At 69.2% G+C, this 24,581-nt stretch carries 24 protein-coding genes; 12 read left to right on the top strand and 12 right to left on the bottom strand.

Annotated features, from left to right (window positions below; translation table 11 throughout):
* The first annotated feature begins 447 nt into the window (after window positions 1-447).
* From minC to minE, 3 genes are read left to right on the top strand one after another with little or no spacing between them, the layout of a single operon-like run.
* Window positions 448-1,146: a septum site-determining protein MinC gene (minC, locus tag IEW34_RS12355; protein ID WP_188609488.1), complete on the top strand. Its 699-nt coding sequence runs from the start codon at window positions 448-450 to the stop codon at window positions 1,144-1,146.
* 14 nt (window positions 1,147-1,160) lie between these two features.
* Window positions 1,161-1,976, top strand: coding sequence for a septum site-determining protein MinD (gene minD / locus IEW34_RS12350; protein ID WP_188609487.1), 816 nt, complete (start codon window positions 1,161-1,163; stop codon window positions 1,974-1,976).
* Window positions 1,973-2,242, top strand: coding sequence for a cell division topological specificity factor MinE (minE, locus tag IEW34_RS12345; RefSeq protein WP_188609486.1), 270 nt, complete (start codon window positions 1,973-1,975; stop codon window positions 2,240-2,242). The genes minD and minE overlap by 4 nt, the downstream gene beginning before the upstream one ends.
* A 333-nt stretch (window positions 2,243-2,575) precedes the next feature.
* Here minE and IEW34_RS12340 read toward each other — a convergent pair whose 3' ends face one another.
* A complete protein-coding gene (locus tag IEW34_RS12340; protein ID WP_188609485.1) occupies window positions 2,576-3,313 on the bottom strand; it encodes a Crp/Fnr family transcriptional regulator in 738 nt (245 codons plus the stop codon).
* 75 nt (window positions 3,314-3,388) lie between these two features.
* Between IEW34_RS12340 and IEW34_RS12335 the strand changes: the two genes are divergently transcribed.
* From IEW34_RS12335 to IEW34_RS12305, 7 genes are all read left to right on the top strand, one after another.
* Window positions 3,389-4,498, top strand: coding sequence for an enolase C-terminal domain-like protein (locus IEW34_RS12335; protein ID WP_188609484.1), 1,110 nt, complete (start codon window positions 3,389-3,391; stop codon window positions 4,496-4,498).
* 234 nt (window positions 4,499-4,732) lie between these two features.
* The gene (locus tag IEW34_RS12330; RefSeq protein ID WP_188609483.1) at window positions 4,733-5,986 is read left to right on the top strand and encodes an ABC transporter substrate-binding protein; all 1,254 of its coding nucleotides are present in this window, start codon (window positions 4,733-4,735) and stop codon (window positions 5,984-5,986) included.
* Window positions 5,986-6,879, top strand: coding sequence for a branched-chain amino acid ABC transporter permease (locus tag IEW34_RS12325; protein ID WP_188609482.1), 894 nt, complete (start codon window positions 5,986-5,988; stop codon window positions 6,877-6,879). Before IEW34_RS12330 ends, IEW34_RS12325 begins: the two co-directional genes overlap by 1 nt.
* Before the next feature lie 8 nt (window positions 6,880-6,887).
* Window positions 6,888-8,675 carry a branched-chain amino acid ABC transporter ATP-binding protein/permease gene (locus tag IEW34_RS12320; protein ID WP_188609481.1) on the top strand — a complete coding sequence of 596 codons (1,788 nt, stop codon included), beginning with the start codon at window positions 6,888-6,890 and terminating at the stop codon, window positions 8,673-8,675.
* Window positions 8,672-9,424 carry an ABC transporter ATP-binding protein gene (locus IEW34_RS12315; protein WP_244641946.1) on the top strand — a complete coding sequence of 251 codons (753 nt, stop codon included), beginning with the start codon at window positions 8,672-8,674 and terminating at the stop codon, window positions 9,422-9,424. The genes IEW34_RS12320 and IEW34_RS12315 overlap by 4 nt, the downstream gene beginning before the upstream one ends.
* Window positions 9,421-10,419, top strand: coding sequence for an NAD(P)-dependent oxidoreductase (locus IEW34_RS12310; RefSeq protein WP_188609480.1), 999 nt, complete (start codon window positions 9,421-9,423; stop codon window positions 10,417-10,419). The genes IEW34_RS12315 and IEW34_RS12310 overlap by 4 nt, the downstream gene beginning before the upstream one ends.
* Window positions 10,420-10,453: 34 nt before the next feature.
* Window positions 10,454-11,539 (top strand): mandelate racemase/muconate lactonizing enzyme family protein, encoded by a 1,086-nt coding sequence (locus IEW34_RS12305; RefSeq protein WP_188609479.1) that lies wholly within the window; start codon window positions 10,454-10,456, stop codon window positions 11,537-11,539.
* Window positions 11,540-11,672: 133 nt separating this feature from the next.
* Here the strand turns inward: IEW34_RS12305 and IEW34_RS12300 are convergent, their stop codons facing one another.
* From IEW34_RS12300 to IEW34_RS12275, 6 genes are all read right to left on the bottom strand, one after another.
* Window positions 11,673-12,578: an efflux RND transporter periplasmic adaptor subunit gene (locus IEW34_RS12300; RefSeq protein ID WP_188609478.1), complete on the bottom strand. Its 906-nt coding sequence runs from the start codon at window positions 12,576-12,578 to the stop codon at window positions 11,673-11,675.
* The gene (locus IEW34_RS12295; RefSeq protein WP_188609477.1) at window positions 12,575-12,784 is read right to left on the bottom strand and encodes a DUF1656 domain-containing protein; all 210 of its coding nucleotides are present in this window, start codon (window positions 12,782-12,784) and stop codon (window positions 12,575-12,577) included. The genes IEW34_RS12300 and IEW34_RS12295 overlap by 4 nt, the downstream gene beginning before the upstream one ends.
* Window positions 12,785-12,787: 3 nt before the next feature.
* The gene (locus tag IEW34_RS12290) at window positions 12,788-14,866 is read right to left on the bottom strand and encodes an FUSC family protein (RefSeq protein WP_188609476.1); all 2,079 of its coding nucleotides are present in this window, start codon (window positions 14,864-14,866) and stop codon (window positions 12,788-12,790) included.
* Window positions 14,863-15,342 (bottom strand): MarR family winged helix-turn-helix transcriptional regulator, encoded by a 480-nt coding sequence (locus IEW34_RS12285; protein WP_244641945.1) that lies wholly within the window; start codon window positions 15,340-15,342, stop codon window positions 14,863-14,865. Before IEW34_RS12285 ends, IEW34_RS12290 begins: the two co-directional genes overlap by 4 nt.
* Window positions 15,343-15,706: 364 nt before the next feature.
* Window positions 15,707-16,405 carry a Crp/Fnr family transcriptional regulator gene (locus IEW34_RS12280; RefSeq protein ID WP_188609475.1) on the bottom strand — a complete coding sequence of 233 codons (699 nt, stop codon included), beginning with the start codon at window positions 16,403-16,405 and terminating at the stop codon, window positions 15,707-15,709.
* Window positions 16,406-16,551: 146 nt separating this feature from the next.
* Window positions 16,552-17,760 (bottom strand): ABC transporter substrate-binding protein, encoded by a 1,209-nt coding sequence (locus tag IEW34_RS12275; RefSeq protein ID WP_188609474.1) that lies wholly within the window; start codon window positions 17,758-17,760, stop codon window positions 16,552-16,554.
* 249 nt (window positions 17,761-18,009) lie between these two features.
* On the opposite strand from IEW34_RS12275, the gene IEW34_RS12270 reads away from it, so the two are divergent.
* Window positions 18,010-18,789, top strand: a complete 780-nt coding sequence (locus tag IEW34_RS12270) for an SDR family oxidoreductase (RefSeq protein WP_188609473.1) — start codon at window positions 18,010-18,012, stop codon at window positions 18,787-18,789.
* A 282-nt stretch (window positions 18,790-19,071) separates the two neighbouring features.
* Window positions 19,072-20,724, top strand: a complete 1,653-nt coding sequence (locus IEW34_RS12265; RefSeq protein ID WP_188609472.1) for a long-chain fatty acid--CoA ligase — start codon at window positions 19,072-19,074, stop codon at window positions 20,722-20,724.
* Window positions 20,725-20,945: 221 nt separating this feature from the next.
* Here IEW34_RS12265 and IEW34_RS12260 read toward each other — a convergent pair whose 3' ends face one another.
* Genes IEW34_RS12260 through IEW34_RS12240 form a run of 5 tightly spaced genes read right to left on the bottom strand, consistent with a single transcriptional unit; the run spans window position 20,946 to window position 24,581 of the window.
* Window positions 20,946-21,809: a VOC family protein gene (locus tag IEW34_RS12260; protein ID WP_188609471.1), complete on the bottom strand. Its 864-nt coding sequence runs from the start codon at window positions 21,807-21,809 to the stop codon at window positions 20,946-20,948.
* Between the two features lie 23 nt (window positions 21,810-21,832).
* Window positions 21,833-22,699, bottom strand: a complete 867-nt coding sequence (locus tag IEW34_RS12255; protein ID WP_188609470.1) for a VOC family protein — start codon at window positions 22,697-22,699, stop codon at window positions 21,833-21,835.
* On the bottom strand, window positions 22,614-23,474 hold the full coding sequence (locus IEW34_RS12250) for a TetR/AcrR family transcriptional regulator (RefSeq protein ID WP_188609469.1): 861 nt from the start codon (window positions 23,472-23,474) through the stop codon (window positions 22,614-22,616). Before IEW34_RS12250 ends, IEW34_RS12255 begins: the two co-directional genes overlap by 86 nt.
* Window positions 23,461-23,787 carry a non-heme iron oxygenase ferredoxin subunit gene (locus IEW34_RS12245; protein WP_210324492.1) on the bottom strand — a complete coding sequence of 109 codons (327 nt, stop codon included), beginning with the start codon at window positions 23,785-23,787 and terminating at the stop codon, window positions 23,461-23,463. The genes IEW34_RS12250 and IEW34_RS12245 overlap by 14 nt, the downstream gene beginning before the upstream one ends.
* Window positions 23,784-24,581 (bottom strand): SDR family oxidoreductase, encoded by a 798-nt coding sequence (locus IEW34_RS12240; RefSeq protein ID WP_188609468.1) that lies wholly within the window; start codon window positions 24,579-24,581, stop codon window positions 23,784-23,786. Before IEW34_RS12240 ends, IEW34_RS12245 begins: the two co-directional genes overlap by 4 nt.

The following is a 24,581-nucleotide window of genomic DNA, read 5'->3' as shown; positions in this document are numbered from 1 at the left end:
AACGAGAGCAGGGGCTCAGCGACGACGCCGGCCCCTCGACCGATGATGAGCTGTTGAATCATGTATAAACTTCGTAAATCGTAGAAAATCGACGTATTGCTAGCTTTGCCGGCGACCCGCCCGGGAGCATTTGATCCGGAGCGCTTTTGGCGAATCAGCTGGGTCCGCCTGAACAGGAAGCGTTCTAAGAGGCCGCGCGACCGGGTCGAATCATCCGATCGCAAGCGAGGCGCTGCGGATCCAGGAGCGGGAGCATTGCTCCTCTGTGGATGATGCCCATCCGACGGCGGAATGCGCTGGCGGGTACCCGCCGCTCCGAGGCATTGACGCAGCGGCGCAGGCGCCGCGCCGTGCCGATTGTGGACAGTTTCGCGCAGATTTATCGCCTCCCCTTAACCCGGCATTAACCTTCGTAAACTGAATCTTCCCTAAAGGGAGATTCGAGCAGTGAGCGCAGTCAGTCGACCAGGCCCATCCATTCGCTTCCGGGGCCGCTCGTTCATCGCCATGACGCTGGTGGCCGACGCGCCGCTCGAGCAGTGGCTGGCGGATTTCGACGTCTGGCTCTCGCGCTCGCCGGGCTTCTTCATCGGGCGCGCCGTGGTGCTCGACCTCGCCGGCGGCGCCGACAGCAAGGCGGAGGTGGAGCACTGGATCGCCGCACTCGCCGCGCGGGGCGTGCGCCTTGTCGGCCTGGAGGGCGTGCGGGCGAGCATGGCCGACCTCACCATGCCGCCGCTGATGCGCGGCGGCCGCGACATCGACATGGCGCTGCCGGACACCACGGCCGCGGCGGAGCCGGCCCGCGCGCCGATCGAGCCGGTCAACCTCATCGTCGAGCAGAAGGTGCGCTCCGGCCAGTCGATCGTGTGCCTGGAGGGCGACGTCACCGTTGTCGGCTCGGTCGCATCGGGGGCCGAGATCATCGCCGGAGGCTCGATCCACGTCTACGGCGCGCTCTGCGGCCGGGTCATCGCCGGCGCGACGATCGGCGCCAAGGCGCGGATCTTCTGCCAGCGCATGGAGGCCGAGCTGCTGGCCATCGACGGCGCCTACAAGACGGCCGAGCACCTGGATCAGGCCCTGTGGGGCAAGCCGGTGCGGGCCTGGATCGACGACGACGCATTGCGGCTTGCCGCACTTTGAGAGGAGAGCGGAGCATGGCCAAGATCATCACGGTGACATCGGGCAAGGGCGGGGTCGGCAAGACCACGACGACGGCGGCGATCGGCGCGGCGCTTGCCAAGACGGGCGACCGCGTCGCGGTGGTCGACTTCGACGTCGGCCTGCGCAACCTCGATCTCGTCATGGGCGCCGAGCGGCGCGTCGTCTACGACCTCGTCAATGTCGTGCAGGGCGACGCCAAGCTGCAGCAGGCGCTGATCAAGGACAAGCGCGTCGACACCCTCTTCCTGCTGCCGGCGTCGCAGACCCGGGACAAGGATGCGCTGACCGAGGAGGGCGTCGACACGGTCATCGCCCAGTTGCGCGATCAGTTCGACTGGGTGATCTGCGACAGCCCGGCCGGGATCGAGCGCGGCGCCACCCTCGCCATGCGCCACGCCGACATCGCCATCGTCGTCACCAACCCGGAAGTGTCCTCGGTGCGCGACAGCGACCGCATCGTCGGCATCCTCGACGCCAAGACCCTGAAGGCCATACGCGGCGAGACCGTCGACAAGCGCCTGCTGCTCACCCGCTACGATCCTGCCCGCGCCGCCCGCGGCGACATGCTGAAGACCGAGGACGTGCTGGAGATCCTGTCGATCCCGCTGCTCGGCATCATTCCCGAGAGCGGCGATGTGCTCAAGGCCTCCAACCTCGGGGTGCCGGTGTCGATCAACGATCCGGCGAGCCCGCCCGCCCGCGCCTACATGGACGCGGCGCGGCGGCTCAAGGGCGAGGACGTGGCTGTGCAAGTGCCGACGGAGCGCCGCGGCGGGCTGCTCGGCAAGTTCCTGCGGAGGGCGGCATGAAGCTGTGGGGTAGACTGTTCTCGCCCGCCAGCGCGCCGGAGGCGCGCGAGCGGCTGCAAATCCTGCTGTCGCACGAACGCCAGATCCTCGGCAGCGGCGACGACCTGCTCTCGGTGCTGCGCGAGGACATCCTGGCGGCGGTCGCCAAACGCGTGACCTGCGAACGCGAGGCGGTGAAGGTGCGCCTGGAGCGCGGCTCCCCCCTGTCGATCCTGGAAATCGAGGTCGAGATCCGGGGCAACGATCTCACCGCCAAAGCGGCTTGATCCGGTTGGCGGTTCGGCCGCAGCCACAAAAACGTCATGGCCGGGCTTGGCCCGGCCATCCATCGCTGAAGGAGACACCTCGCGTAGACGCGGGAGCCAGCCTATTCGTTCGGCCGGTTCAGACCTCGGGCTACGGGCTGTCTTCGCGAATCTTCTTCTATGAATTTCAATTTACGCATTGCGTGTCGCCCATATACTGATCTGGATTGGACCGTGTGGCGATTCGACGGCAAAAGCTCAAGCATTGGATGGATGGCCATGACGGTTGAGGCGGCCTAAGCCGGCCTGCTCCCGTCGAGTTCCCGCGCAGCCGCGCGCGCCTGCCTCCGGCCCTCACCGCATCCGCGCCAGCCGCCCGTCCTCCCGCGCGGCGGCCCGCAGCGCGGCGATGCTGGTCGGTCGCACGCTGCCGTAGCCGAGGTCGACCAGGCCTTCGGCACGCAGCCGGTGCAGCACTTTGGCCACGGTCTGGCGCGACAGCCCCGCCATGGCCGCCAGCGCCTCCTGGGTCAGCCGCGCCGGCCGCTCCTTGGGCGCGCCGGCGAACTCGCGCTCGTAGAGGGACAGCAGGATCTGCACGACCTGCTGGCGCGGCGGCAGCGCATGCGCCTCGGCCACCATGTCGAGCGTGGTGCGCAGGTTGCGGCATTGCAGCGCCAGGAACGCGGCCGGACTGTCCTCATGCTCGCGCAGGATGCGCTGGAACGCGCCATGGCCCAGCATGAAGACGACGCTGTCGGCCGACGCCACCGCATCGCTGAAGCGGGGCAGGCCATCGATCTCCGATAGCGCCCCGAACCAGCCGCCGGGACCGAAGATGGCGTAGAAGGCGTGCTTGCCGCTCGATGCGTAGTGCACGAGCCGCACCTCCCCCGAGATGACGCAGAAGAAGCCCTCCGGCGGGTCCCCGGCGGCATAGACCAGCGCGCCGGTCGGATAGGAGCGGACCACGCCGTCGCTCAGGATGCGGGCGCGCAGGCCGGCCCCGAGCCGGCGGAACCAGCCGTCGGTGTCGAGCACGCCGAGATCGTAGTGCCGGCCGAACATCGGTGAAATGTTAACCTTTGTCATTCTGTGCCGGCAAGGCCGCCTAGGGTGCACGGCAAGACGCCCGTGAGCGTCACGCGTCGCGCCAAGGGAGGCCCCATGAAGATCACCGACGTCAAGCTCGTGCCGTTCAGGCGTCCGCTCGGCGGCAAGGCCGCCGACGTGATGATCAAGGGCCAGTCGCTCCTGCCCCACATCACCGAGTTCGTCGCCATCCGCATCGAGACCGACGAGGGCATCACCGGCGAGAGCCTGAGCCTCGGCGGCGGGCTCGGCATGGCCCACTACCTGGCAAATTCGATCAAGCCGCTCCTGATCGGCCGCGACCCGGCCCAGCGGGAAGCGATCTGGCAGGATATGTGGGAGCTGAACCGGCTGTGGTTCACGCCGCTGTTCGCCATCGGCATCATGGATGTCGCCATCTGGGACCTCTACGGCAAGTCCGTCGGCCGCCCCGTGCACGAGATCCTGGGCACCTACCAGACCAAGCTGCCCACCTACGCCAGCTCGATGACCAAGCCAAGGGTCGAGGACTTCGTCGAGGAGGCGCTACGCTACAAGGAGCGCGGCTACCATGGCTACAAGCTGCACGTGGTGGGCCGCCCCAACGAGGACATCAAGGCCTGCCAGGCGGTGCGCAAGGCCGTCGGCGACGACTGGGCGCTGATGATCGACGTGGTCTCCGCCTACAATCAGACCGACGCGCTACGCGTCGGCCGGGCGCTCGAGGAGCTCGGCTTCGTCTGGTACGAGGAGCCGCTGCGCGACTACGACATCCACGGCTACAAGATGCTGGCCCAGGCCCTCGACATCCCGATCCTGGCGGTGGAGGTGAACGAGGGCTCGATCTTCACCATGCCCGAATACATCACCGACCGCGCCATCGACATCCTGCGCGCGGACGTCGCCTTCAAGGGCGGCATCGGCGCGGTCAAGAAAGCGGCCGGCCTCGCCGAAGCATTCGGCATGAACCTCGAAGTCCACAACAACGCCAACCCGGTTCTCGAAGCGGCGAACCTTGCGGTGGCCTGCTCGATCAAGAACACCACCTACTACGAGCAGCTGGTGCCGGAGCCGCTGTTCCAGTTCGGCGTCGAAGAGCTGATCCGCGTCGACGGCGAGGGCTTCGCCCACGTGCCCCAGGGCCCCGGCCTCGGCATGAAGATCGATTGGGATTTCGTCGACAAGCACAAGCTTGGCGAGCTGTGAGGGCGGGCGGACAGCCTTAGCCTTGAAAGCTTAGCGAGGCTGGGCCGCCCCCCTGCCCCTCCCCGCAAGGGGGAAAGAGAGCTTCGTCTTGCGAACGTGAAGCGTAGGCGAGTCGGCGCGCACGCCGGCCTCCCCTCGTGGGAGGCCGGGACGGGCGAAGCCAGGGGATCGGCGGGGCAGCTCCCGCCGCCGCCGTGCCGGCATCGAACGACAAAAGCAGCAAGGGAGGAAGACATGGACCGACAGGATCAGGGTGGGCGCCCCCCGCGGCGCCGCTTGCTGCACCGCCGCGCCGTGCTGAAGCTCGGCGCGGGCGCCGCCGCCCTCGCAGCCGGCGGGGTCCGGGGCGCAGTCGCGCAGGCAGCCGACGAGATCAGGATCGGCTGGCTCAAGCCGCTGACCGGGCCGCTCGCATCGAGCTTCAACCCGCTCTACATCTCGCCGCAGCTGGCGCTTGACGAGATCAACGCGGCGGGCGGCATCCTCGGCAAAAGGCTGGTCAAGGTGGAGGTCGACGACCAGGCCTCCCCGGCGCAGCAGCCGATCGCCATGCGCCGGCTGATCGAGACGGGCGTTCGCTACGTCGTCGGGCCGGTGGGGAGCTCCCAGGCGCTGGCGTCGCTGGAGGTGTCGACGCCGCAGAAGATCCTGCAGGCGACCTACGCCACCGCCAGCGAGGTGGGCGACGGCAAGCGCTATCCTTTCCATTACCAGTTCAACTTCACCTCCGATGCCCAGGTCACCCGCCACGTGGAGTATCTGGCCAAGGTCGGCGCCAAGAAGATCGGCATCCTCGTGGAGGATTCGGCGGCCGGCGCCTCGACCCGCGACGCCATCCTGAAGCAGGCGCCGGCCAAGGGCCTCCAGATCGTCAGTGACCAGACCTTCCCGATCAAGTCGACGGACATGACGCCCTTCCTGCGCAAGCTGCGCAGCGACGGCGCCGAGGCGCTCGACACCCACATCTCCAACAACGTCGACGTCACCCAATTCCTCGTCGGCCTGTCGCGCATCGGCTGGAAGCCGGTGGTGGTCGGCCACACCGGCCTCCTGTTCGCCGGCACCCCCGGCGCCGTGCCGGAGAGCGCCCGCTATCCCGACATCTATGCCGCCACCTTCAGCGCCCTCACCTACACCGATGCCGAGCCGCCGTCGGAGCGGATCCGCGCCTACGCCAAGAAGATCCTGGCCAGCGACGTGCCCGACAGCCTGATCGGCCCGGCCGCAACGACGCCGTTCTACGATTTCCTCTTCGCGCTGAAGTACGCGGCGGAGAAGGCCCGGTCAGCGGATCCGGAGGCGATCAAGACCGTGCTCGACGGCTCCACGTCGGTCGCGGGCCTGTTCGGCAACATGAGCTTCACCGCCGACAAGCACACCGCCTACGGGCCGGATGTCGTGGCCATGGCTATCGCCAACTCGACCGACGATCCGCTCGCCAAGGAATACCGCGGCCTGCTGCGGCGGCGGGCGCCGGGGGTTGCCTGATGTCGCTCGAAGACATCCTCGCGTTGCTCGTCTCGGGCGTCACCATGGGCGCCGTCTACGCCATGGTGGCCGTGAGCCTGAACATCGCCTTCAAGCCCACCAACGTCTTCAATCTCGCCCAGGGCGAGTTCGTGATGCTGGGGGCGATGTTCGCCTGGGGGCTGATGACCGGCTGGTCCCTGCCCTGGCTCGCCGGCACCGCGCTGGTGCTGGTCGCCGCCGGCGCGCTCGGGCTCCTGGAGGAGCGGCTGGCGGTGGCGCCGCTGCTCGCCAATGCGCGGCACCACCACGGCTGGATCATCAGCACGCTCGCCTTCTCCATCGTCGTGCTGCACACGAGCGACCGTGTCTACGGCACCGACCCGCAGGCGGTGCCGCCGGTGCCCGGCGCCTCCCTCGACATGGTGCAGATCGGGGCGCTCACCTTCTCCACCCAGCAGGTCGCGGTGATCGTCCTCGCTGCGCTCTCCATCGCGGCGGTCGAGTGGTTCTACCGCTCGACGCTGGTCGGCAAGGCGGTGCTGGCCGTCGCCGAGGACCGCGACGGCGCGCGCCTCAACGGCATCAGCCCGCTCACCCTCACCATGGGCTCCTTCGCCGTAGCGGCCGCCTACTCCGCCTTCACGGGCGTCATCGCCGCGCCTCTCGTCCTCGCCAGCACGTCGATCGGCATGATGCTGCTGGTCAAGGGCTTCATGGCGCTCGCCATCGGCGGCGTCGGCAACAACTGGGGGGCGCTCGCCGGCGGCATGCTGGTGGGCTGCGTGGAGAGCCTGAGCTCGGTCTCCGCCACGCCGGGCTACCGGCAGGTGCTGCTGCTCGCCGTCGTGCTCGCGCTGCTGCTCGTGCGCCCGCACGGCCTCGCCGGTGCGCGGCTGACGCGAGAGGTGTGAGGATGGGCATGATCGACACCATCCCGGCGGCGCCGGCCGCGCGCCTGCGCTTACCCACGCTCACGGCGACGATCTGCGTGGTCGCCACGCTCATCGCGGCCGCCTTCGCCATGAGCAACTCCTATTACCTGCTGCTGCTCACCTTCGCGGCCATCTACGTGATGGCCGCCATGGGGCTCAACGTGCTGAGCGGCTACGCCGGCATCATCTCCATCGCCCACGGCGCCCTCATCTGCGTCGGTGCCTACGCCACGGCCATCGCCACGGTCCAGTACGGCTGGAGCTTCTGGCCGGCCGCCGGGCTCGCCGCAGCGGTCGGCATGGGCTTCAGCGGCCTCCTCGGCCTTCCGGCGCTACGCCTGTCGTCGTGGTACTTCGTCCTCATCACCATCGCCTTCACCCTGGCGGTGACGGCGATGCTGGCGGACCTGCGCTGGCTGACGGGCGGCTACGGCGGCATCGTCGGCGTGCCCGCGCCAAGCCTCTTCGGCTACCGCTTCTCCGGCGTCGCCGTGTTCTGGCTCGTCGTGGCCGTCAGCGCCCTGCTGTGGTGGGTCATCGCCAACCTGATGAACTCGCGGGTCGGCTGGGCGCTGCATGCGATCCGCGAAGGCGCGGTCACGGCCCAGGCGAGCGGCGTGTCCCCGGCGCGCCTGCGCCTCTTCGCCTTCCTCTTCTCCGGCGCCGTCGCCGGGCTCGCCGGCGCCTTCTATGCCGTCGCCAAGGTGGTGGTAACGCCGGAAGACTTCACCTTCGACTTCTCGATCTTCTTCCTGTTCGTCGTGGTGCTGGGCGGGCCGGCGCGGCTCTCCGGCCCGCTGCTCGGCGTGCTGGCGTTCTTCGTGCTGCCGGAACTGCTGGGCAGCCTGAAGGAATACCGGATGATCGCCTACGGGGTGGGCCTGCTCGCCTTCTCGATCTTCCTGCCCGAGGGACTGGCGGGGGCGATCGCCTCGCTGCAGCGGCGGCTGATGCCGGAGCGCAAGGCGGCGGCTGCCGTGCCGACCCGCGCCAAGCCGATCGAGCCGATCGCCGGCACGCCCGTCACCATCGACGACGTCAGCAAGCGCTTCGGCGGCGTCAAGGCGCTCGACGGCGTCGCCATGGCGCTCCCGGCCGGCCGCATCCACGCTGTCGTCGGTCCGAACGGCTCCGGCAAGACGACGCTGCTCAACCTGATCTCCGGCTTCTATCCGGCAAGCAGCGGCTCGATCCGCCTCGGCACGACGGAGATCGTCGGTGCCGCGCCCAGCCGCATCGCCCGGCTCAGCGTGCAGCGCACCTTCCAGACCCCAAAACTGCTCGGCGACCTCTCGGTCATCGAGAACACCCGGTTCGGCGGCTATGCCCGAGAGGCGGCGAATGGGTTCGAACTGGCGCTGCGGCTGCCGCGGGCCCGGCGCGAGGCCGCCGATCTCGACGGCGAGGCCATGCAATGGCTGGCGCTCGTGGGGCTCGCCGACCGGGCTCACGATCAGGCGGCGCTGCTGCCGCACGGCCAGCAGCGGCTGGTGGAGATCGCCCGTGCCCTGATCGGGCGGCCCCAGCTCCTGCTGCTCGACGAGCCGGCGGCGGGACTCTCCATGGGGGAGCTGGAGCGCCTCGCCACCCTGATCGCCGAGATGCGCAAGCTCGGCATCACCATCGTCATGGTGGAGCACCACATCGAGCTCGTCGCCGACATCGCCGACACGGTCACCGTGCTCGACCAGGGCCGCATCCTCGCGCAGGGCAGCGCCGAGGAGGTGTTCCGCAGCGCCGAGGTGGTCAAGGCCTACACCGGAGGACGGTCATGAGCCGGCCCGAGCCGATCCTTGCGGTCGACGGGCTCGCCGTCGGCTACGGCGTGGTGCCGATCGTCCGCGACGTGGCGCTTGCCGTGGGCCGCGGCGAAGCCGTGGCGCTGCTGGGTGCCAACGGGGCCGGCAAATCGACGCTGCTCAAGGCGATCTCCGGCCTGCTGAAACCCTCGGCCGGGCGAATCCGCCTCGCCGGCAAGGACATCCAGGGGCTGGCCGCCGAGACGCTGGTAGGCCGCGGGCTGTCGCACGTGGCGGAGGGCCGCCGCATCTTCCGCAAGGAGAGTGTCGCCGACAACATCCAGCTCGGCATGTATCGCCTGGGCCTCGGGCGCGCCGAGATGGCCCGCCGCCGCGACGAGGCGTTCACGCTCTTCCCGGCGCTTCGGGAGAAAGCCCCCGCCGCCGCGGGCACGCTCAGCGGCGGCCAGCAGCAGATGCTGGCCATCGCCCAGGCGCTGGTGCGCCGCCCGAGCGTACTGATGCTCGACGAGCCGTCCCTCGGTCTCGCCCCGATCCTGGTCGACGAGGTGTTCCGCGTCCTCGGCGACATCCGCGCCCAGGGCGTCTCGGTGCTGCTGGTCGAGCAGGTGGTCGAGCAGACGCTCGGCTTCGTCGACTTCGCCTACGTGCTGGCCAACGGCCGCATCGCCGCGGCCGGCACGCCAGCGGAACTGGGCAGGACCGATGTCGTGCGCCAAGCCTATCTCGGGCGCGCGCCGGCCGACCTGGAGGGCGCGGCGTGAGACCGGCGACCATCGTCCTCGGCCTGCCCATGCTGCACCCGACCGGGCGCGACTGGCTGGCCGCGCGCCACCGCGTGGTGGATGTGGCGGCGGGCCAGGACATCCGCGGGTTCCTGGGGGGCGCCGATGCACTCTACGCCTATCCGCCGCTCACCGTCTCGGCGGACCTGCTCGCGGCGGCGCCCCGGCTCAAGGTGATCGCGGCGGCCGGTTCGGGGGTCGACCACATCGCCGTCGAGGCGGCTTCCGTCCGCGGCATCCTGGTGACGCACGCGGTCGGCGCCGGCGCGCTGTCCGTCGCCGAGCACGTCATCGGCCTCATCCTGTGCCTCGCCAAGCGGCTCGTGCATACGGACGGCGCCGTCCGCGCGGGATGCTTCGAGGCGCGTTGGCACGGCGGCCTTGCCGAGATCTCCGGCCGCACGCTGGCGATCGTCGGCTTCGGCGCCATCGGCCGGGAGCTCGCCCGCATCGCCAAGCAGGGCTTTGGCATGCGCGTGCTGGCGGTGACGCCCGACGGGCGTGATCCGGCCGACCGGCATGTGGACGCAGTCGCGCCGTTGTCCGACGCCCTGCGGGCGGCCGATATCGTCTCTGTGCACGTGCCGCTGCGCCCGTCCACGCGCGCCCTCATCGGCTCAGCCGAGCTCGCGGTGATGAAGCCGGGCGCCTGGCTGATCGACACCTCGCGCGGGGGCGTGGTCGATCCGCTGGCGCTGCGCCGGGCGCTCGCCGGCGGCCTGATCGCCGGAGCCGGCCTCGACGTGTTCGAGCCCGAGCCGCCGGCCGCGGACGACCCGCTGCTGGCGATGCCCAACGTGGTGCTGTCACCGCACGACGCCGGCATCACCGCTCAGGCGTTCGAACGGCTGGCCATGGCAGCCGCCCGCGCCATGGACGCCGCGCTGCGGGGCGTCGCGCCCGACGGCCTCGTCAACCCCCAGATCTGGCCGCGCTCGCGCGCAGCGCCCGCCGCCGCAGCGACGGCGTCCTGACCGTCACCGATAACTCAAGCGAGGGAGAAGCCCCATGAAGATCACCGACGTGAAGGCACACGTGCTGAAGCCGCTCGACTACCAGTTCCGCTGGAAGGAGGAGTGGCCACCGCGCACCATCGAGCACATCCTGCTGCGCATCGCGACCGACGACGGCCACGAGGGCCAGTGCATCACCTGGCTGATGTCCGCGGGCGAGATCGAATCCGCGCTGCCGGGCCTTCGGACCCTGCTGATCGGGCAGGATCCGCACGACGTGGAGGCGATCTCCTACAAGCTGACCGACGGCCTGAAGTCGCCGAATGCCGTATCGAGCACCGTCGACATCTGCCTGTGGGATATCCTGGGCAAGCACCACGGCGTGCCGATCTACAAGCTGCTGGGCGCCGCCCGTCACCGCATCAAAGCTTACGCCAGCACGGTGATGTACGAGACCGTGCCCGAATACGTGGACATCGCCCGCGAATGCTACGAGCAGGGCTTCCGCGCCTTCAAGCTGCATGCCTTCGGCGTGCCGCACAAGGACATCGAGGTCTGCCGGGCGGTGCACAAGGCCTTCGGCGACAAGATGGACCTGATGCTCGACCCGGTGAACGCCTACGACCGGCTTGGGGCCTTCAAGGTCGGCAAGGTGCTCGAAGAGCTCGACTTCTACTGGTACGAGGCGCCCATCGCCGATTCCGACCTTCTGGGCCTCGCCGACCTGACGCGCAGCTTCAAGATCCCGATCACCGCCACCGAGAGCGTCACCGAGGGCCTGCGCGGCTATCCCAAATACCTGATGAGCCACGCGGTCGACAGCATCCGCTCGGTCGGCGACTGGATCGGCGGCATCTCGGCCATGCGCAAGTCGGCGGCGCTGTGCGAAGCCTTCAACGCCAAATACGAGCCGCACAGCTACGGCACCACGCTGGTCCAGGCGGCGCACCTGCACGTCATGCTGGCCATCCACAATTGCGACCTGTTCGAGATCCCGGTGCCCCAGGGCATCCTCGACATCGGCATGGCCGACGTGATCCGCGTGGAGCGCGACGGCTATGTCAATGCGCCGACCAAGCCCGGCCTCGGCTACGATTTGGACTGGCGCGAGATCGAGAAGCTGACGCTGAAGCAGCTCTGATGCCCGCGGCTCCGGCCCCTCGGCCAGAGCCGAGCGGGCCGGTGGCCGAGCGGATCCGTCCTTGGACTGACAGGCCGCGGCCCTGGCCGTAGGATCGCCGGCGCGGCCCCGCGCGCCCCCTCGTCGGCTGCGCTCAAGAGCCGGTGCTGCGGCGGAAGACCGTCGCGGCGTGCCCGTCCGGCGTCTCGACCTGCACCGTGGCGGTGAGGCCTGCGACCAGCCGCATGTCCGCCGGCGGCTTGTCCAGCCTGATCCGCACCGGGACGCGCTGGGCGAGACGCACCCAGGTGAAGGTGGGATTGATGTTGGCAAGCAGGCCGGCGCCGTCGGCGCGCTCGCGATCCTCGATGCCGCCGGCGATGCTCTCGACCGTGCCCTGAAGCGTGCCGGGCTGCCCCATGAGCCGAATGGCGACTTTGTCTCCCGCATGAATGCGGGGCAGCTTGGTCTCCTCGAAATAGCCCTCGACACGCAGCGAGTCGGTATCGATGAGGGCAACGACGGATTTGCCGGTGGCAACGTATTCGCCGACATGCAGCGCCAGGTTCGAGACGATGCCGTTCACTGATGCCGTGACGTTCGAGCGCGCCAGATTGAGCTTGGCGAGGTCTCGGTCCGCGAGCCCCTCGCGATAGGACGCGTCGGCCTGGGCGACGGCGGCCTGGGCCTGCTCCACCCGCTGGCGGGAGGCGTAGTCGCCGAGGTTCTGCGAGCGGGCCAGTTCGCGCTGGGCGAGGTCGAGCGACGCCTTGCGGCCGGTCAAGGTCGCCTCTGCCTGCTCGAGCGCGATGGTGAAGCGACGGCGATCGACACGGAACAGCGCATCGCCGCGATGCACCGTCTGGTTGTCGTGGACGAGGACGTCCTCGACCAGGCCGGCCACATCGGGCGCGATCTCGACCACGTCGGCGCGCACGTGCGCATCGCGCGTCCACGGCGCGTTCATGTAGTAGTCCCAGAGGCCGCGGCCGACGAACGCGGCGACTGCCACGGCAGCCAGGGTGACGAGAAGACGTCCGGTTCCGATGAGATATGTCATGGGATGAGCTTTGAGGTGTACGAGAACAGGGCGTCGAGAACGATGACGTAGACGGCTAGGTCGAACAGGGCGCGATGCCAGACCAACGCATAAAAGCCGGTGCGGGCGGCCACGGCGCGCAGGCCGCGCACGATGAGGTAGGCCGCGAGCATCAGGCCGAAGACACCGGGCAGATAGACGCCGTAGAGATCGAGCTCGAGCGGCATGGGCTATTCCGCCGCGACGGCAAAGGCGGGCGGGGCGTCGAAGCCCGTCCTTGTCGGGTCGTGACCGCCAGGCCCCGCCGCCAGCGGAAACAGCGCCCGTCGCAGACCCACCAGCGCGTCCAGTGTGGTCCGGGCGGCTTGTCCCTGACCGCCGGTGGCAGCAGCTTGCAGCGCCCGGTCGATATCCCGCAGCAGGTGATCGGGCGCGGCGGTCCGCCGGCCGCTGACGAGGCAGGTGCGGAAGAAGGCTGCGACGCCCCCGAGCACGGCGTCGATCCGGTCCCCGGCGTCGCCCGGTAGAGCGCGGCGCTCGCCCTGCAGGGCGATGATATTGTAGCCCGTGCGCAGGTCCGCCAGGCCGTCGACGGCGCCGGGGCCGCCGTCCGCTTCGGCAAGGCGGGGCGTCAGCTGCCCCAGTCGATCCAGCGTGCGGCTCGCCAGGGCGGCATGATCGACGCGGCGGGATCCCGTCGCAAGATCGGCGAGATCGGCCCAGCCGGCCCTGACGAGGCGGCGCGCCGCCAGCTCGGCGCCGAACGGCTTCGTGACGAGGGTCCAAAGCACGGCGAAAAGGAGACCGGCGACGATCGCCAGCCCGCCGTCGGCGTAGGATGTGAAGTCGGTGCCGTAGCGTCCCTGCAAGCCCAGATCGCCGGTCAGATTGGCGGCCATCAGAAGGGCGACCAGCGTCAGCTCGGGGCGCGGCATGAGCACGCCGATCAGCAGAAACGGCGGGGCCAGCACCAGGGCCAGTATCTCGATGTCGTTGATGCGCGGCAGAATCGCGAAGAGGTAGACGCCGGTCAGCACATAGGCGACGACCGTCCACGTCAGCATCATGCGCATGGATGGCGCCGGCCGGTCGAGGGCACCAAAGAAGCAGCACGCGATGGCGACGAAGGCCACCGCGTTGGCGCCGTCGGACCAGCCGCTCCAGATCCAGAGCAACCCTGCGACAAAGGTCGCGACGATCGTCGAGCCCATGGAGAACAGCATCAGGCCACGGTCGTAGTGCTGCTCACGCCCGATCACCGGCCGATGACGGAGCGACGGCCTGCGCCGCGTCGCGGCCCCCCCGGCAATCAGACGCTGGAGGGCGAGGCAGTCCTGCCAGAGGTCGACGAGCTCGGCGAGCCGCGTGACCAGGCTGGCGTGCACCAGCCCTTGCCAATCGGCCGCGTCGCGCGGCGGCTGTCGCAGCGCGGCGAGTGCCGCCCGCAGCCGGTCCGGCTCCTCGGCGTCGCTGGACGCGGCCGGCGCCTCGAACCACGCGGCTATCCGGTCGGTGACGTCAGCGAGATCGGGCGGCCAGGCGCCCGGCTCCAGGCGGAGGGCATGCATGCGGTCGGCGATGGAGGACAGCAACGGCAGCAGAAGCAGCAGGCGTCCGCGGAGCGCTTCGGCCTGGTGCTTGACGTCACGCGTGCCGGCGTCGTGGGACAGCTGGCTGATCATGGCGGTGAGCGGCGACATGTCGGCCGCCAGCTGCTGGCGGCCCAGCGAGGCCGCCGGTTGCGAGCCCTTCGCCCGCAGCACCTCCCGTGCCCAGCCGCCGGCATCCTTGAGCCAGCCTGCAATACGCGCGTCGAGGACCTGCCCGATACTCTGCGGCCACGCGATGGTACCGATCACGGCGGCGACGACGATACCGACGATGATCTCTTCGCTGCGCGCCACCGCCACATCGAAGATCGTATCCGGCACGCCGACGTTGGGCAGGGCAATCAAGGGCAGCGTGTAGCCGGCCAGCATGAACACGTAGTTGCGCGGGGTCCTGTCATGGAGGGCAATGAAGAGAAAGAGGCCGGTCCACGACGCGACCGCGAGCATCAGCAGCTCCGGCGCGTTGACGAGAAGCGGCACCATCACTACCGCCCCCGCCGCGCCGAGCAGGGTCCCGAACGTGCGGTCGAGCGCTTTCGATACCGTCGCCCCCGACATCGGGTTGGAGACCACGTAGACCGCCGTCATCGCCCAGTACGGACGCGGCAGGCCGCAGGCCAAGCCGATGCAGAGGGCCGAGATGGCGGCAGCGTAGGCCTTGGCCGAGAACAACCAGTCGCGCCGCGACGGCCAAGTCATACGGGAGGGTCCAGGGGCGGGAGTGCGAGCTGGGCGCGCGAATCCCCGGCCGCCCGGTCGATCGCCGCGAAGACCCTGAGCGTCGCGTCCAGATCGGCGTCGCCCACGTCCTTCAGGACACGCTCGCGCAGTTCGCCCAGCGCGGCCTCGATGTGCTCCGCCAGCCGCTCGCCGGCCTCCGTCAGCCAGACGGTATTGGCCCGCCTGTCGTCCGGGTCGCTGCGGCGCTCCAAGAGGCCGAGCGCGCTCAGCTGATCGAGCAGGCGCACGATCGAGGTCCCCTCGATGCCGACGTACGCCGCCAGCGTGACCTGGCGGACGCCGCCGCCGAGGCGCCGCACCCACAGGAGCGCAGCGCCGCGAGCCTCGGAAATCTCATGCTCTGCCAGCACCTCCTGGGCGAGGCGGCGCCATTGGCGACCGGCCTGCAGCAGCGTCGAGGTCAGCAGGAAGCGTGGGTCGACCGATTTCATCATGTCAGGATAATATGCATATAAATAATGCGCTTGCGACCTATTTTATTGCAATGCAGCAAGTACCCGTACGCGGGGCGCCGCTGGTCTCTGCTCGACAATTCGGGCCCGGGCCTGTGCGTCGCGCCTCCGGTCAAGGCCGGACAGGAGGGATCGACGGCTCGGGGCGATGAGTAGGGTCCAAGCCCGCAACCGCGCGCGCGGCGCCGCTACGTCAGCGCTGCGAGAGCCGGCCGATGGGACAGGACGACGGGTCTCGGCGAGGTTAGAGCGTTTTCGAGCGAAGTGGACGCCGGCTCGCGTGAAGAAAACGCGACAAATCAAACAGATAGAGCATTTCGGCGATTCGAAGAAACGCGGGAATGCTCTAGGAGAACGGCAGGTTGCCGTGGCTCGCGACGGCCGACAGGACGGTGCGGTTGCGTACGATCACGCGACCATATTCCAGGCCGATGAGGTCCCGGTCCTCCCAGTCGCGGAGCAGCCGGTTGATGGTCTGGCGCGAGGCGCCCATCATCGCGGCGAGCTCCTCCTGCGTGATGCGCGAGCCCGGCAGCTGCGGCGGCGCGGCATCGGCGCACATGTCGAGCAGCGCATGGGCGAGGCGGGCCGACAGCGGCGCGGTCTTCATCTCGGCCAGCATGTCCATGGCGCTGCGGATATGGCGGCAGAGCAGATGCGTGAAGTTGAGGATGTAGCGCGGCTCGTCAGCGATGATGCCGTTGAAGGCGGCCATGCTGAGCAGCAGCAGCCGCGTCGGGCCGACCGTCAGCGCATCCTGGAAGCGCGGCTGCTGGTCGAGCACCGAGAGGTGCCCGAACCACATGCCCGGCTTGAAGATGCTGAAGAGGACGTGCTTGCCGTTGGCGGTGTGCGAGACCAGACGGATCTCGCCCGAGATCACCGCGAATTGCCCGGTCGGCGGGTCGCCGGTGGCGAAGACGAGGGCATCGCCGCCGTAGTCGCGCAGCACCGCCTTCTGCACGATCAGGCCGCGCAGCGGCTCCGGCAGGCCATGAAACCAATCATCGGTTTCCAGAAGCGATCTGATGTCGTCGGTCGCCATGCCGCTGCCTGCCCTCCCCGCTGCTGATCATAGCAGGTGGCGCGAGAAAGACAGGGGCTGCACGAGCTGCTCGAAACCCGGCTCGCGAGAGCCTGAGGCGCCGGCGGCGGTCTTCGCGCCTGCGCGTCCCGAAGCGACGGGCGCGATCAGTTGCCGGCCGGCGGCTCGACGCGGATCAGTCCACCGACAGGCGTCCAGCCGGTGCCGTCGAAGCGCGCCAGTTGCAGCTCGTGATAGAGCCGGTAGTCGCCCGGCGTATTGCTCACCCGGATGCCCGGCAGCAGCATGGGCAGCGAGACGTCCTTCAACGTCGTGGCCTGCTTCAGGAGGTTTTCACGGCTGAGGTCGTCCTTGCACCGGTCGAGCACGATGGCGGTCAGCTGCGCATTGAGATAGCCCGAGATGGCCATGGCATCGAAGGCGTTCTGCGCCGGCGCCCACTCCTTCATGAATGCCAGGAAATCGACGACATCCTTGTCCTTGTCCCAGGCCGGGTCGCCGACCTGCTTGTGGAAGACGGCGGTCATCACGCCGGTCGAGGCGGCGACCCCGGCGGGCACCAGCGTTCCCTGGATGGAACTCGCCGGGCTGGCGAGGTACTGCGACGGCGACCAGCCGATCGAGTGCGCCTTGCGGATCACCTGGGCGGCAAATTTCGGGGTGGTGAACTGCATCAGCACGGTGGCGCCGGCGCTCTGCAAAGCGAGCACCTGGGAGTCGACGGTGGGATCGGTCAGCGCGTAGCTCTGCTCGCCGACGATCAGCGATACCTTCGCCCCGAGGGTCTCCTTGAAGCCTTTCAGGAAATCGCGGCCGTAATCGTCGTTCTGATAGAGGATACCGATCCTGGCATCCGGCCTCGTGTCCAGGATGTGCTTGGCGTAGACGCTCGCCTCCATGTCGAAGGTCGGGTAGAACGGCACGGTCCAGGGAAAGTTCTTGGGATCGTTGAAGCGGCTGCCGCCGGCCGATATCAGCACCTGCGGCACTTTCTTGTTGTTCATATACTTCTGCACGGCCGCATTCGGCACGGTGCCGACGGTGCCGATCTCGGCCAGGACATCGTCCTCCTCCACCAGCTTGCGTGTCTGCTCCACGGCCTTGCTCGGATTGTAGCCGTTGTCGAGCGACAGGACGGTGATCTTACGCCCGTTGATGCCGCCCTTCTTGTTGATCATGTCGAAATAGGCGGTCCAGGCCCGCCCATAGAGTCCAAAGCCTGATGCAGGTCCGCTGTAGGGGATCGTTTGTCCGACCTTGATTTCCGTGGCGCTGGTGCCTGGACCGTAGGTCGGCCCGGCCAGCGCAGCCGTCGCCCAGAGCGATGCGGTCGCGATCACGGTGAGATGGCGCATGGGGTTCCTCCGCTTGATTGGCTGCCGTAGCGGCGAGGTCACGGCGCGCGCCAGGCGCGGACCGTCGCGACCGGCCGGGGACGTGGCATCCCTCTTTACAAGCAGGATGGACTGTCTTTTAATTCGACGCAACGGCTCAGTTGCGAACAGCTCCAGACTGGGCGACCGCCGGCCCGAGGCGCCGGCGCGCGACTTTGGCGGCGCCGGCCATGGCGCCTTCACGCGGCTGACAAGGGATGGAAACAAGCGATGAATTTTGGCCTGGAGGGGCGCAGAGCCCTCGTGTGTGCGGCGAGCAAGGGCCTGGGCAAGGCGAGCGCCATGGCGCTGGCCGAGGAACGCTGCGACGTCGTCATCGTGGCCCGGACGCCGGCCACGCTGGAAGAGGCCGCCGATGACATCGAACGGCAGGCCGGCCGGCGCCCGCGCACCGTCGCCGCCGACGTCACCACGCCCGAGGGGCGCGCCAAGGCGCTGGCCGCCTGCCCCGACCCCGACATCCTCGTGAACAACGCGGCGGGGCCGCCGCCCGGGGACTTTCGCAAGTGGTCGCGGGAGGACTGGATCAGGGCCCTCGACGCCAACATGCTTTCGCCCATCGAGCTGATCAAGGCGACGGTCGACGGCATGATCGCCCGGCGCTTCGGCCGCATCGTCAACATCACCTCGCACGCCGTGAAGGAACCGATCGACATCCTCGGCCTGTCGAACGGCGCGCGCTCGGGCCTGACCGGCTTCGTCGCGGGCCTCGCCCGCAAGACGGTCGCGCACAACGTCACGATCAACAATCTGCTGCCGGGCACCTTCGACACCGACAGGCTGAAATCGAACCTCGCCGCGCTGGCGGCGAGCCGCGGCCGTGCGGTCGACGAGACCGTCGCGCAGGTCAAGCGCGACAACCCCGCCGGCCGCTTCGGCGATCCCCTCGAATTCGGCTCGACCTGCGCCTTCCTGTGCAGCGTCCAGGCCGCCTACATCACCGGGCAGAACGTGCTGATCGACGGCGGAGCGTACCGGGGCACGTTCTAGAGCGTTTTTGAGCGAAACGGACGCCGGTTCGCGTAAAGAAAACGCGACAATTCAGACAGATAGAGCATTTCGGCGATTCAAAGAAACGCGGAAATGCTCGAAGCGGCCGCACGGCCGGCCGGTGCGCTTCACGATTGGGTGGAACCCACCCCATCGCCGAGAAACGCGCCAGATTCAAAGAACTGGAGCATGTCTTCGCAATTGTATGAGCTCCATCCAATTGCGAAGCGCTCCGGGCGCAACGACGCCCGGACGGAAGGCCAACACGCAAGGGAGGCGATCGTGCAAGGGCTGATGATGGACACACCGTTGCTGGTCGGCGGCATTCTGCGCCACGCGGCGACGGTTCACGGAAGGACGGACATCGTCGCGCGCACGGTCGCAGGCGCGGTCCACCGCTATACCTACCGAGACGCCTATGCGCGCTGCCGGCGCCTGTCGGCGGCCCTTCGATCGCTCGGCGTGGCGAGCGGCGACCGCGTCGGCACGCTGGCCTGGAACACCCACCACCATTTCGAGCTGTTCTACGGCGTTCCCGGCATCGGGGCGGTGCTGCACACGATCAACCCGCGCCTCTATGACGAGACGATCACCTATATCGTCAACCACGCGCAGGACAGCTGGATCTGTATCGATGCGGCGACCCTCGCCCTCGCCGAGCGGCTGGCGCCGGCGCTGCCGAGCGTGCGCGGCTGGATCTACATGGACCCGGCGAGCGATCTGCCCAAGACGTCGCTGACCAACGTCCACGCCTATGAAGCGCTTCTGGCCGCCGCAAGTCACGAAGCGGAATGGCCGGAGTTCGATGAGCGCCAGGCCGCCACCATCTGCTATACGTCCGGCACCACCGGAGCACCCAAGGGCGTCGTCTACACCCATCGCTCGCTCGTCCTCGCCGCGCTGCTGATGAGCACCGCCGACATGATCGGCGTGCTGCGCTCGGGCGACAGCGAGGCGGCGATGCCGATCGCGCCGCTGTTCCATGCCAACGGCTGGTTCATGCCGTTCACGGCGCCCATGAACGGGCAGAAGCTCGTTCTGCCGGGCCGCCATTTCGAGGCCGCGGCCCTCGGCGAGCTCATCGACGGCGAAGGCGTGACGGCCGCCGCCGCGGTGCCCACCGTGTGGTTCGGCCTGGCCGACCACTGGCACGGCCGGGGCGCCGGGCCGGCGTCGCTGCGCATCGCCCTGGTGGCGGGGAGCAAGGCGCCCCGCAAGCTGGTGGACGAACTGGCTGCCCTCGGCATTCCGGTCGGCCAGGTCTGGGGCATGACGGAGGTCGCGGGCTTGCGTTCGACGCTGCCGCCCGGCGCCGCTACCCGGCCGGCCGAGGAGCAACTGGTCTGGCGCATGCGCCAGGGCCGGATCGGCTATGGCACGGAGCTGCGGCTGCTCGACGACGACGGAGCCGAGTTGCCGTGGGACGGCGAAGCGGCGGGACACCTGGAGGCGCGTGGGCCCTGCGTTGCCGCCGGCTACTACAAGGACGCCGCGCCATCGACCACGGGCTGGCTCTCGACCGGCGACGTCGCCCGCATTTTTCCCGACGGCAGCATCGACATCGTCGATCGTTCCAAGGATGTGATCAAGTCCGGCGGCGAGTGGATCAGCAGCGTGACGGTCGAGAATGCCGCCCTCGACCATCCGGCCGTGCTGCAGGCCGCCGTCATCGGCGTCGAGCATGCACGGTGGCAGGAGCGTCCGCTGCTGCTCGCCGTGCTGCGGCCGGGTATGGAGACGCAGACGAGCGCCGACGACATCCTTGCCCACCTGCGGACGCGGCTGGCCAGCTGGTGGGTGCCCGACGCGGTGAGCTTCGTGGACGAGTTGCCGATGACCGCCACCGGCAAGGTCCGGAAGGCCGAGCTGCGGGAGCGTTATGGGCGCCCCCCAGTCGCCGACGGCGCCCCGGCGCAGCGCGCGGCGCTGGGCTGAGCGGTCACGTTCCGAGCCGTCATGGCCGGGCTTGACCCGGCGCACCCATCCGAACGTCATGGTCGGGCTGACCCGACCATCCATCTTCTTGGAAAACCTGCGAGCGTCCGCTGGCCTCTACAGCTTATTTACTTAGGGGATGGATGGTCGGGTCAGCCCGACCATGACGTGCGAGGGCACGACTGGGCAAGCTCGGCCATGATGGGGCGGCCCCGGCGCCCTCACGACGGCGGCAGCGGGATCGCGCCGCCCGGCTTGGACCCCCACATGCAGAGGCTCGAGGGCTCGAAGCCGAACTGGCGGGGGCGGTGGCTGGCCTCGTCCTCGATCGCGTCGACGCCGACGGAATATTCGAACACCATGTTGTTGGGCCCGAGGAAGTAGAGGAAGCGCGCCCCCGAGGTCGGGTGCCGCCCCGGCCCGAACACGATCGGCACGTTCTGCTCCGCCAGATGGTAGAACGAGCGCAGCACGTCGTCGTTGCTGGCCACCTGGTGGTTGATGTGCTGGATGCCCGGCCCCGAGGCCGGCGCCAGCGCCATGGTGTGGTGGATGGCGTTCACCCGCATCAGGGCGATGTCGCCGATGCGGTCGCTGACCCGGGCGTTGCACACCTGCGTCCAGAACCGCTCGTCGCGACGGGGATCGGTGGTGTTCAGCCCGATGTGGCTGAAGCCGGTGATGCCGGCATCGCGCGTCGGGAAGTAGCGCCGGCCGCTGCGGTCCGGCCGCACCACCAGCTCGATCTGGTTGCCGGTCGGGTCCTTGAAGGCGATGAAGGCCTTCACCTTGCGCGCCGCGCACTCGCCGGCCGTGCCCGCATGCACGCCGTGGCCGAGCCCCTCCAGCGTGCCCGCCGCGGCGTCGAGCTGGCCTGCGTCATCGATCTCGAAGGCCACCGTCTGGTCCTGCGGATCGCCTTCCACATAGCAGAGCGTATGGGCCCGGTCGTCGGAGCGCAGGTAGAGCGCCTTGGCGCTGCGCTCCGCCACCTGCAAACCGAGGCAGCGGGTGGCGAACGCCTCCGCCTGCTCCAGGTCCGGCGCGCCCAGCCGCGCATAGCTGACGTCCTTGAGCTCGATCATCGGAGGGTCTCCTTGCTGTGCGCTCATCCGGCCGCACCGGCGAGCTCGGGCACCTCGCTCGTGCTGCCCCAGGCGCACAGCGAGCCCGGCTCGGCCGCGAACTGGCGCGCCCGGTGCCGGCCCCGGTCGATGGTGGCCATGCCGTGGCCGTAGGCGAAGATCTGCTCCCCCGGCCCCTGGAAGCGCACGAACACCTGGCCCGACGCGGCCTCGCGCCCCGGCCCGTGCAGGACCCGCACCTGATGCTCCTGGAGGAAGTAATGGCTCTGCATCACCGCATCGAAGCTCTCGACGGCGTAGGTGACGTAGACGATGCCGGCCCGGGCAGCCGGATAGAGCGCGATGCGGTGATGGGCCTCGTCGAAGCCCAGATAAGTGACCTCGCCGGCCCGGTCGCTCACCGTGGCGCCCAGCAGCGCCGTCCACAGCGCCGTGTCGCGGGCAAGGTCGGTGCTGCGCAGGCCGACGCAGGCGAGGCCGGTGATGCCGGCATCGCGGCTGCCGAAGTAGCGCCGGCCGCTGACGGCAGGGCGCAGCACGAGGTCGACGGCGATGCCCTCGCCGATGGCGCAGATCAGGGCGCGGCGCACGAAGCGGCGCTCGCACTCGGCTGCCGAGGCCTCGCGGCAGCCATAGCCGGCCTGCTCCAGGGCGGCGGCGGCGGCGCCCAGCGCTGCCTCGTCCTCCAGTTCAACACCGAGGCTCGCGCCCCGCTCGGTGGACAGCGCCAGCGTGTGGGCTCGCGCGTCGGAGCGGAACACCACGTCCCCGCCCCGGCCCTCCCCCCGCTGCAAGCCCACGATCTCAGTCGCGAAGCGGGCGCTCGCCTCGAGGTCGTCGGTGCCCAGGCGAACGTAGCACAGCTGCACGATCCGGATCGGGTCCAACATTTGTCTCCTTGTCCTTGCCCGGCCGCTTGTCGGCCTGCCGCGGGCCGAGATGCGAGGCGAGGTATTCGCCGACGATCCTGCGCCAGACCTCGTAGAGGTGGCTGAAGCGCTCGGGATCGTCCTCGATGAACGTGCGGACGGAGAAGCCGCGCACGATACTGAGGGTCAGCGCCAGCACGTCCTCGGCGAGCTTGGGCGGCACGCCGGCCGCCACCAGCGCCTCGCACCACGCGGCCTCGACGGCGAAGCGGTTGTCGCGCGAGAGCTGGTAGGTTTCCCGGCGCAGTTCCTTGGCTTCGCCGTCGCCCATGCTGATGGCGAGCTGGACGAAGAAGAAATCGCTGAAGAAGAAGTCGTGCGCATCGGCGATGATGGCCGCGACAGCGTCGTCGGGGCCATGCGCGGCGCCCGCCCGCCGCCGGCTCTGCGCGGCGGCCTTCTCGTTGAGGTGGCGCAGCGTGGCGACGATGAGGTCGTGCTTGGTCGGAAAATGGTGGAGCTGCGCACCGCGCGAGACGCCGGCCAGTTCCGCCACCTCGCTGGTGCGCAGCCCGCCGTAGCCACGCTGCCGCAGCAGCCGGATGGCCGCATCCAGCACCTTCTTTTGCGTCGACTCGCTGCGCTCCGCCTGCGTGCGCCGGGGGCGCGGCCCCTGCCCCGCTCGCTCCGCCTTCGCCGCAACCTGAGCCGGCCGGCTGCGCCCGGAGCGCGGCGCGTCCACGACGACACCGCTCTGGGCCTGGGTCTTGGGACGGGTGAGCTTAACCTTGGACATACACATCCTCGTCGACGACTTCGACCGCATAGGTCTTCAACGGAATGGTACACGGCATGGCCGTGGCGCGGCCATTGGTGACGTCGAACGTGCCGAAGTGCCACGGGCATTCCACCGTGCAGCCCGTGAGGATGCCCTCCTCCGACAGCGAGGCCTCGCCGTGCGTGCACAGATCCGCCGTGGCGTAGATGCGACCGTCCACGTTGTAGACGGCGAGCGCCGTGCCGTCGGCCAGTGTCGCGGGACGGATCTCGCCCGGCGGATAATCCGACATCTTGCCGATACACGTCTTGTCCATCGCCGCGACCGTCATTGCATGGTGCTGCCGCCGTTGACGCTGATGACCTGACCGGTCACGAACGACGCCTCCTCCGAGGCCAGATACGCCACCATCGAGGCCACTTCCGCCATGGAGCCCGGCCGGCCGAGCGGCACCACGCTGACGAACTTGGCAACCCATTCCGGCACCGTCCGGCGCGCCGCCGTCACCTGCGGCGTCTCGATGATGCACGGCGCCACCACATTCACGGTGATGCCGTCCGCCGCGAATTCGCGCGCCAGGCCCGAGGCCATGGCGTGCACCCCGCCCTTGGCGGCGTTGTAGGCGGCGTGATCCCACAGGCCGTTGCGCACCGAGTCGGCGCCGATGTTGACGATGCGGCCGTAGCCCCTGCCCTTCATCTGCGGGACGGCATGCCAGGTGCACCACAGCGCGGTCCACAGGTTGCGGTCGATCGTCGTCCTCAGGGTCTCCGGCGTATGGCTGAGGAACGGCTTGATGATGCCGCCGCCGGCGTTGTTCACCAGGATGTCGAGCGCGCCGTGGGCCTCGATCGTGGCGGCGACGATACGGCCCGCGGCCTCCTCCTGTGCCAGGTCGCCGGTCTCGACGACGGGGCGGCCATGGCCGGCATCGGCGATGGCGGCGGCCACGTCCGCCACCGGCGAGCCGGGCACGTCGGCGAGCACGAGCTTCGCCCCGTCCGCCGCCAGCCGGTGGGCGATGGCCGCGCCGATGCCGCCGGCCGCCCCGGTGACCAGCGCCACCCGGCCGGCGAGCCTGCGGCCGTCGGCGGCGGCCGCTTCGTTGCGTTGCGTCTCGGCCAT

This window comes from Chelatococcus reniformis, assembly GCF_014640075.1.
GTDB lineage: Bacteria > Pseudomonadota > Alphaproteobacteria > Rhizobiales > Beijerinckiaceae > Camelimonas > Camelimonas reniformis.
This window is presented reverse-complemented; position numbering and strand designations above follow the sequence as displayed.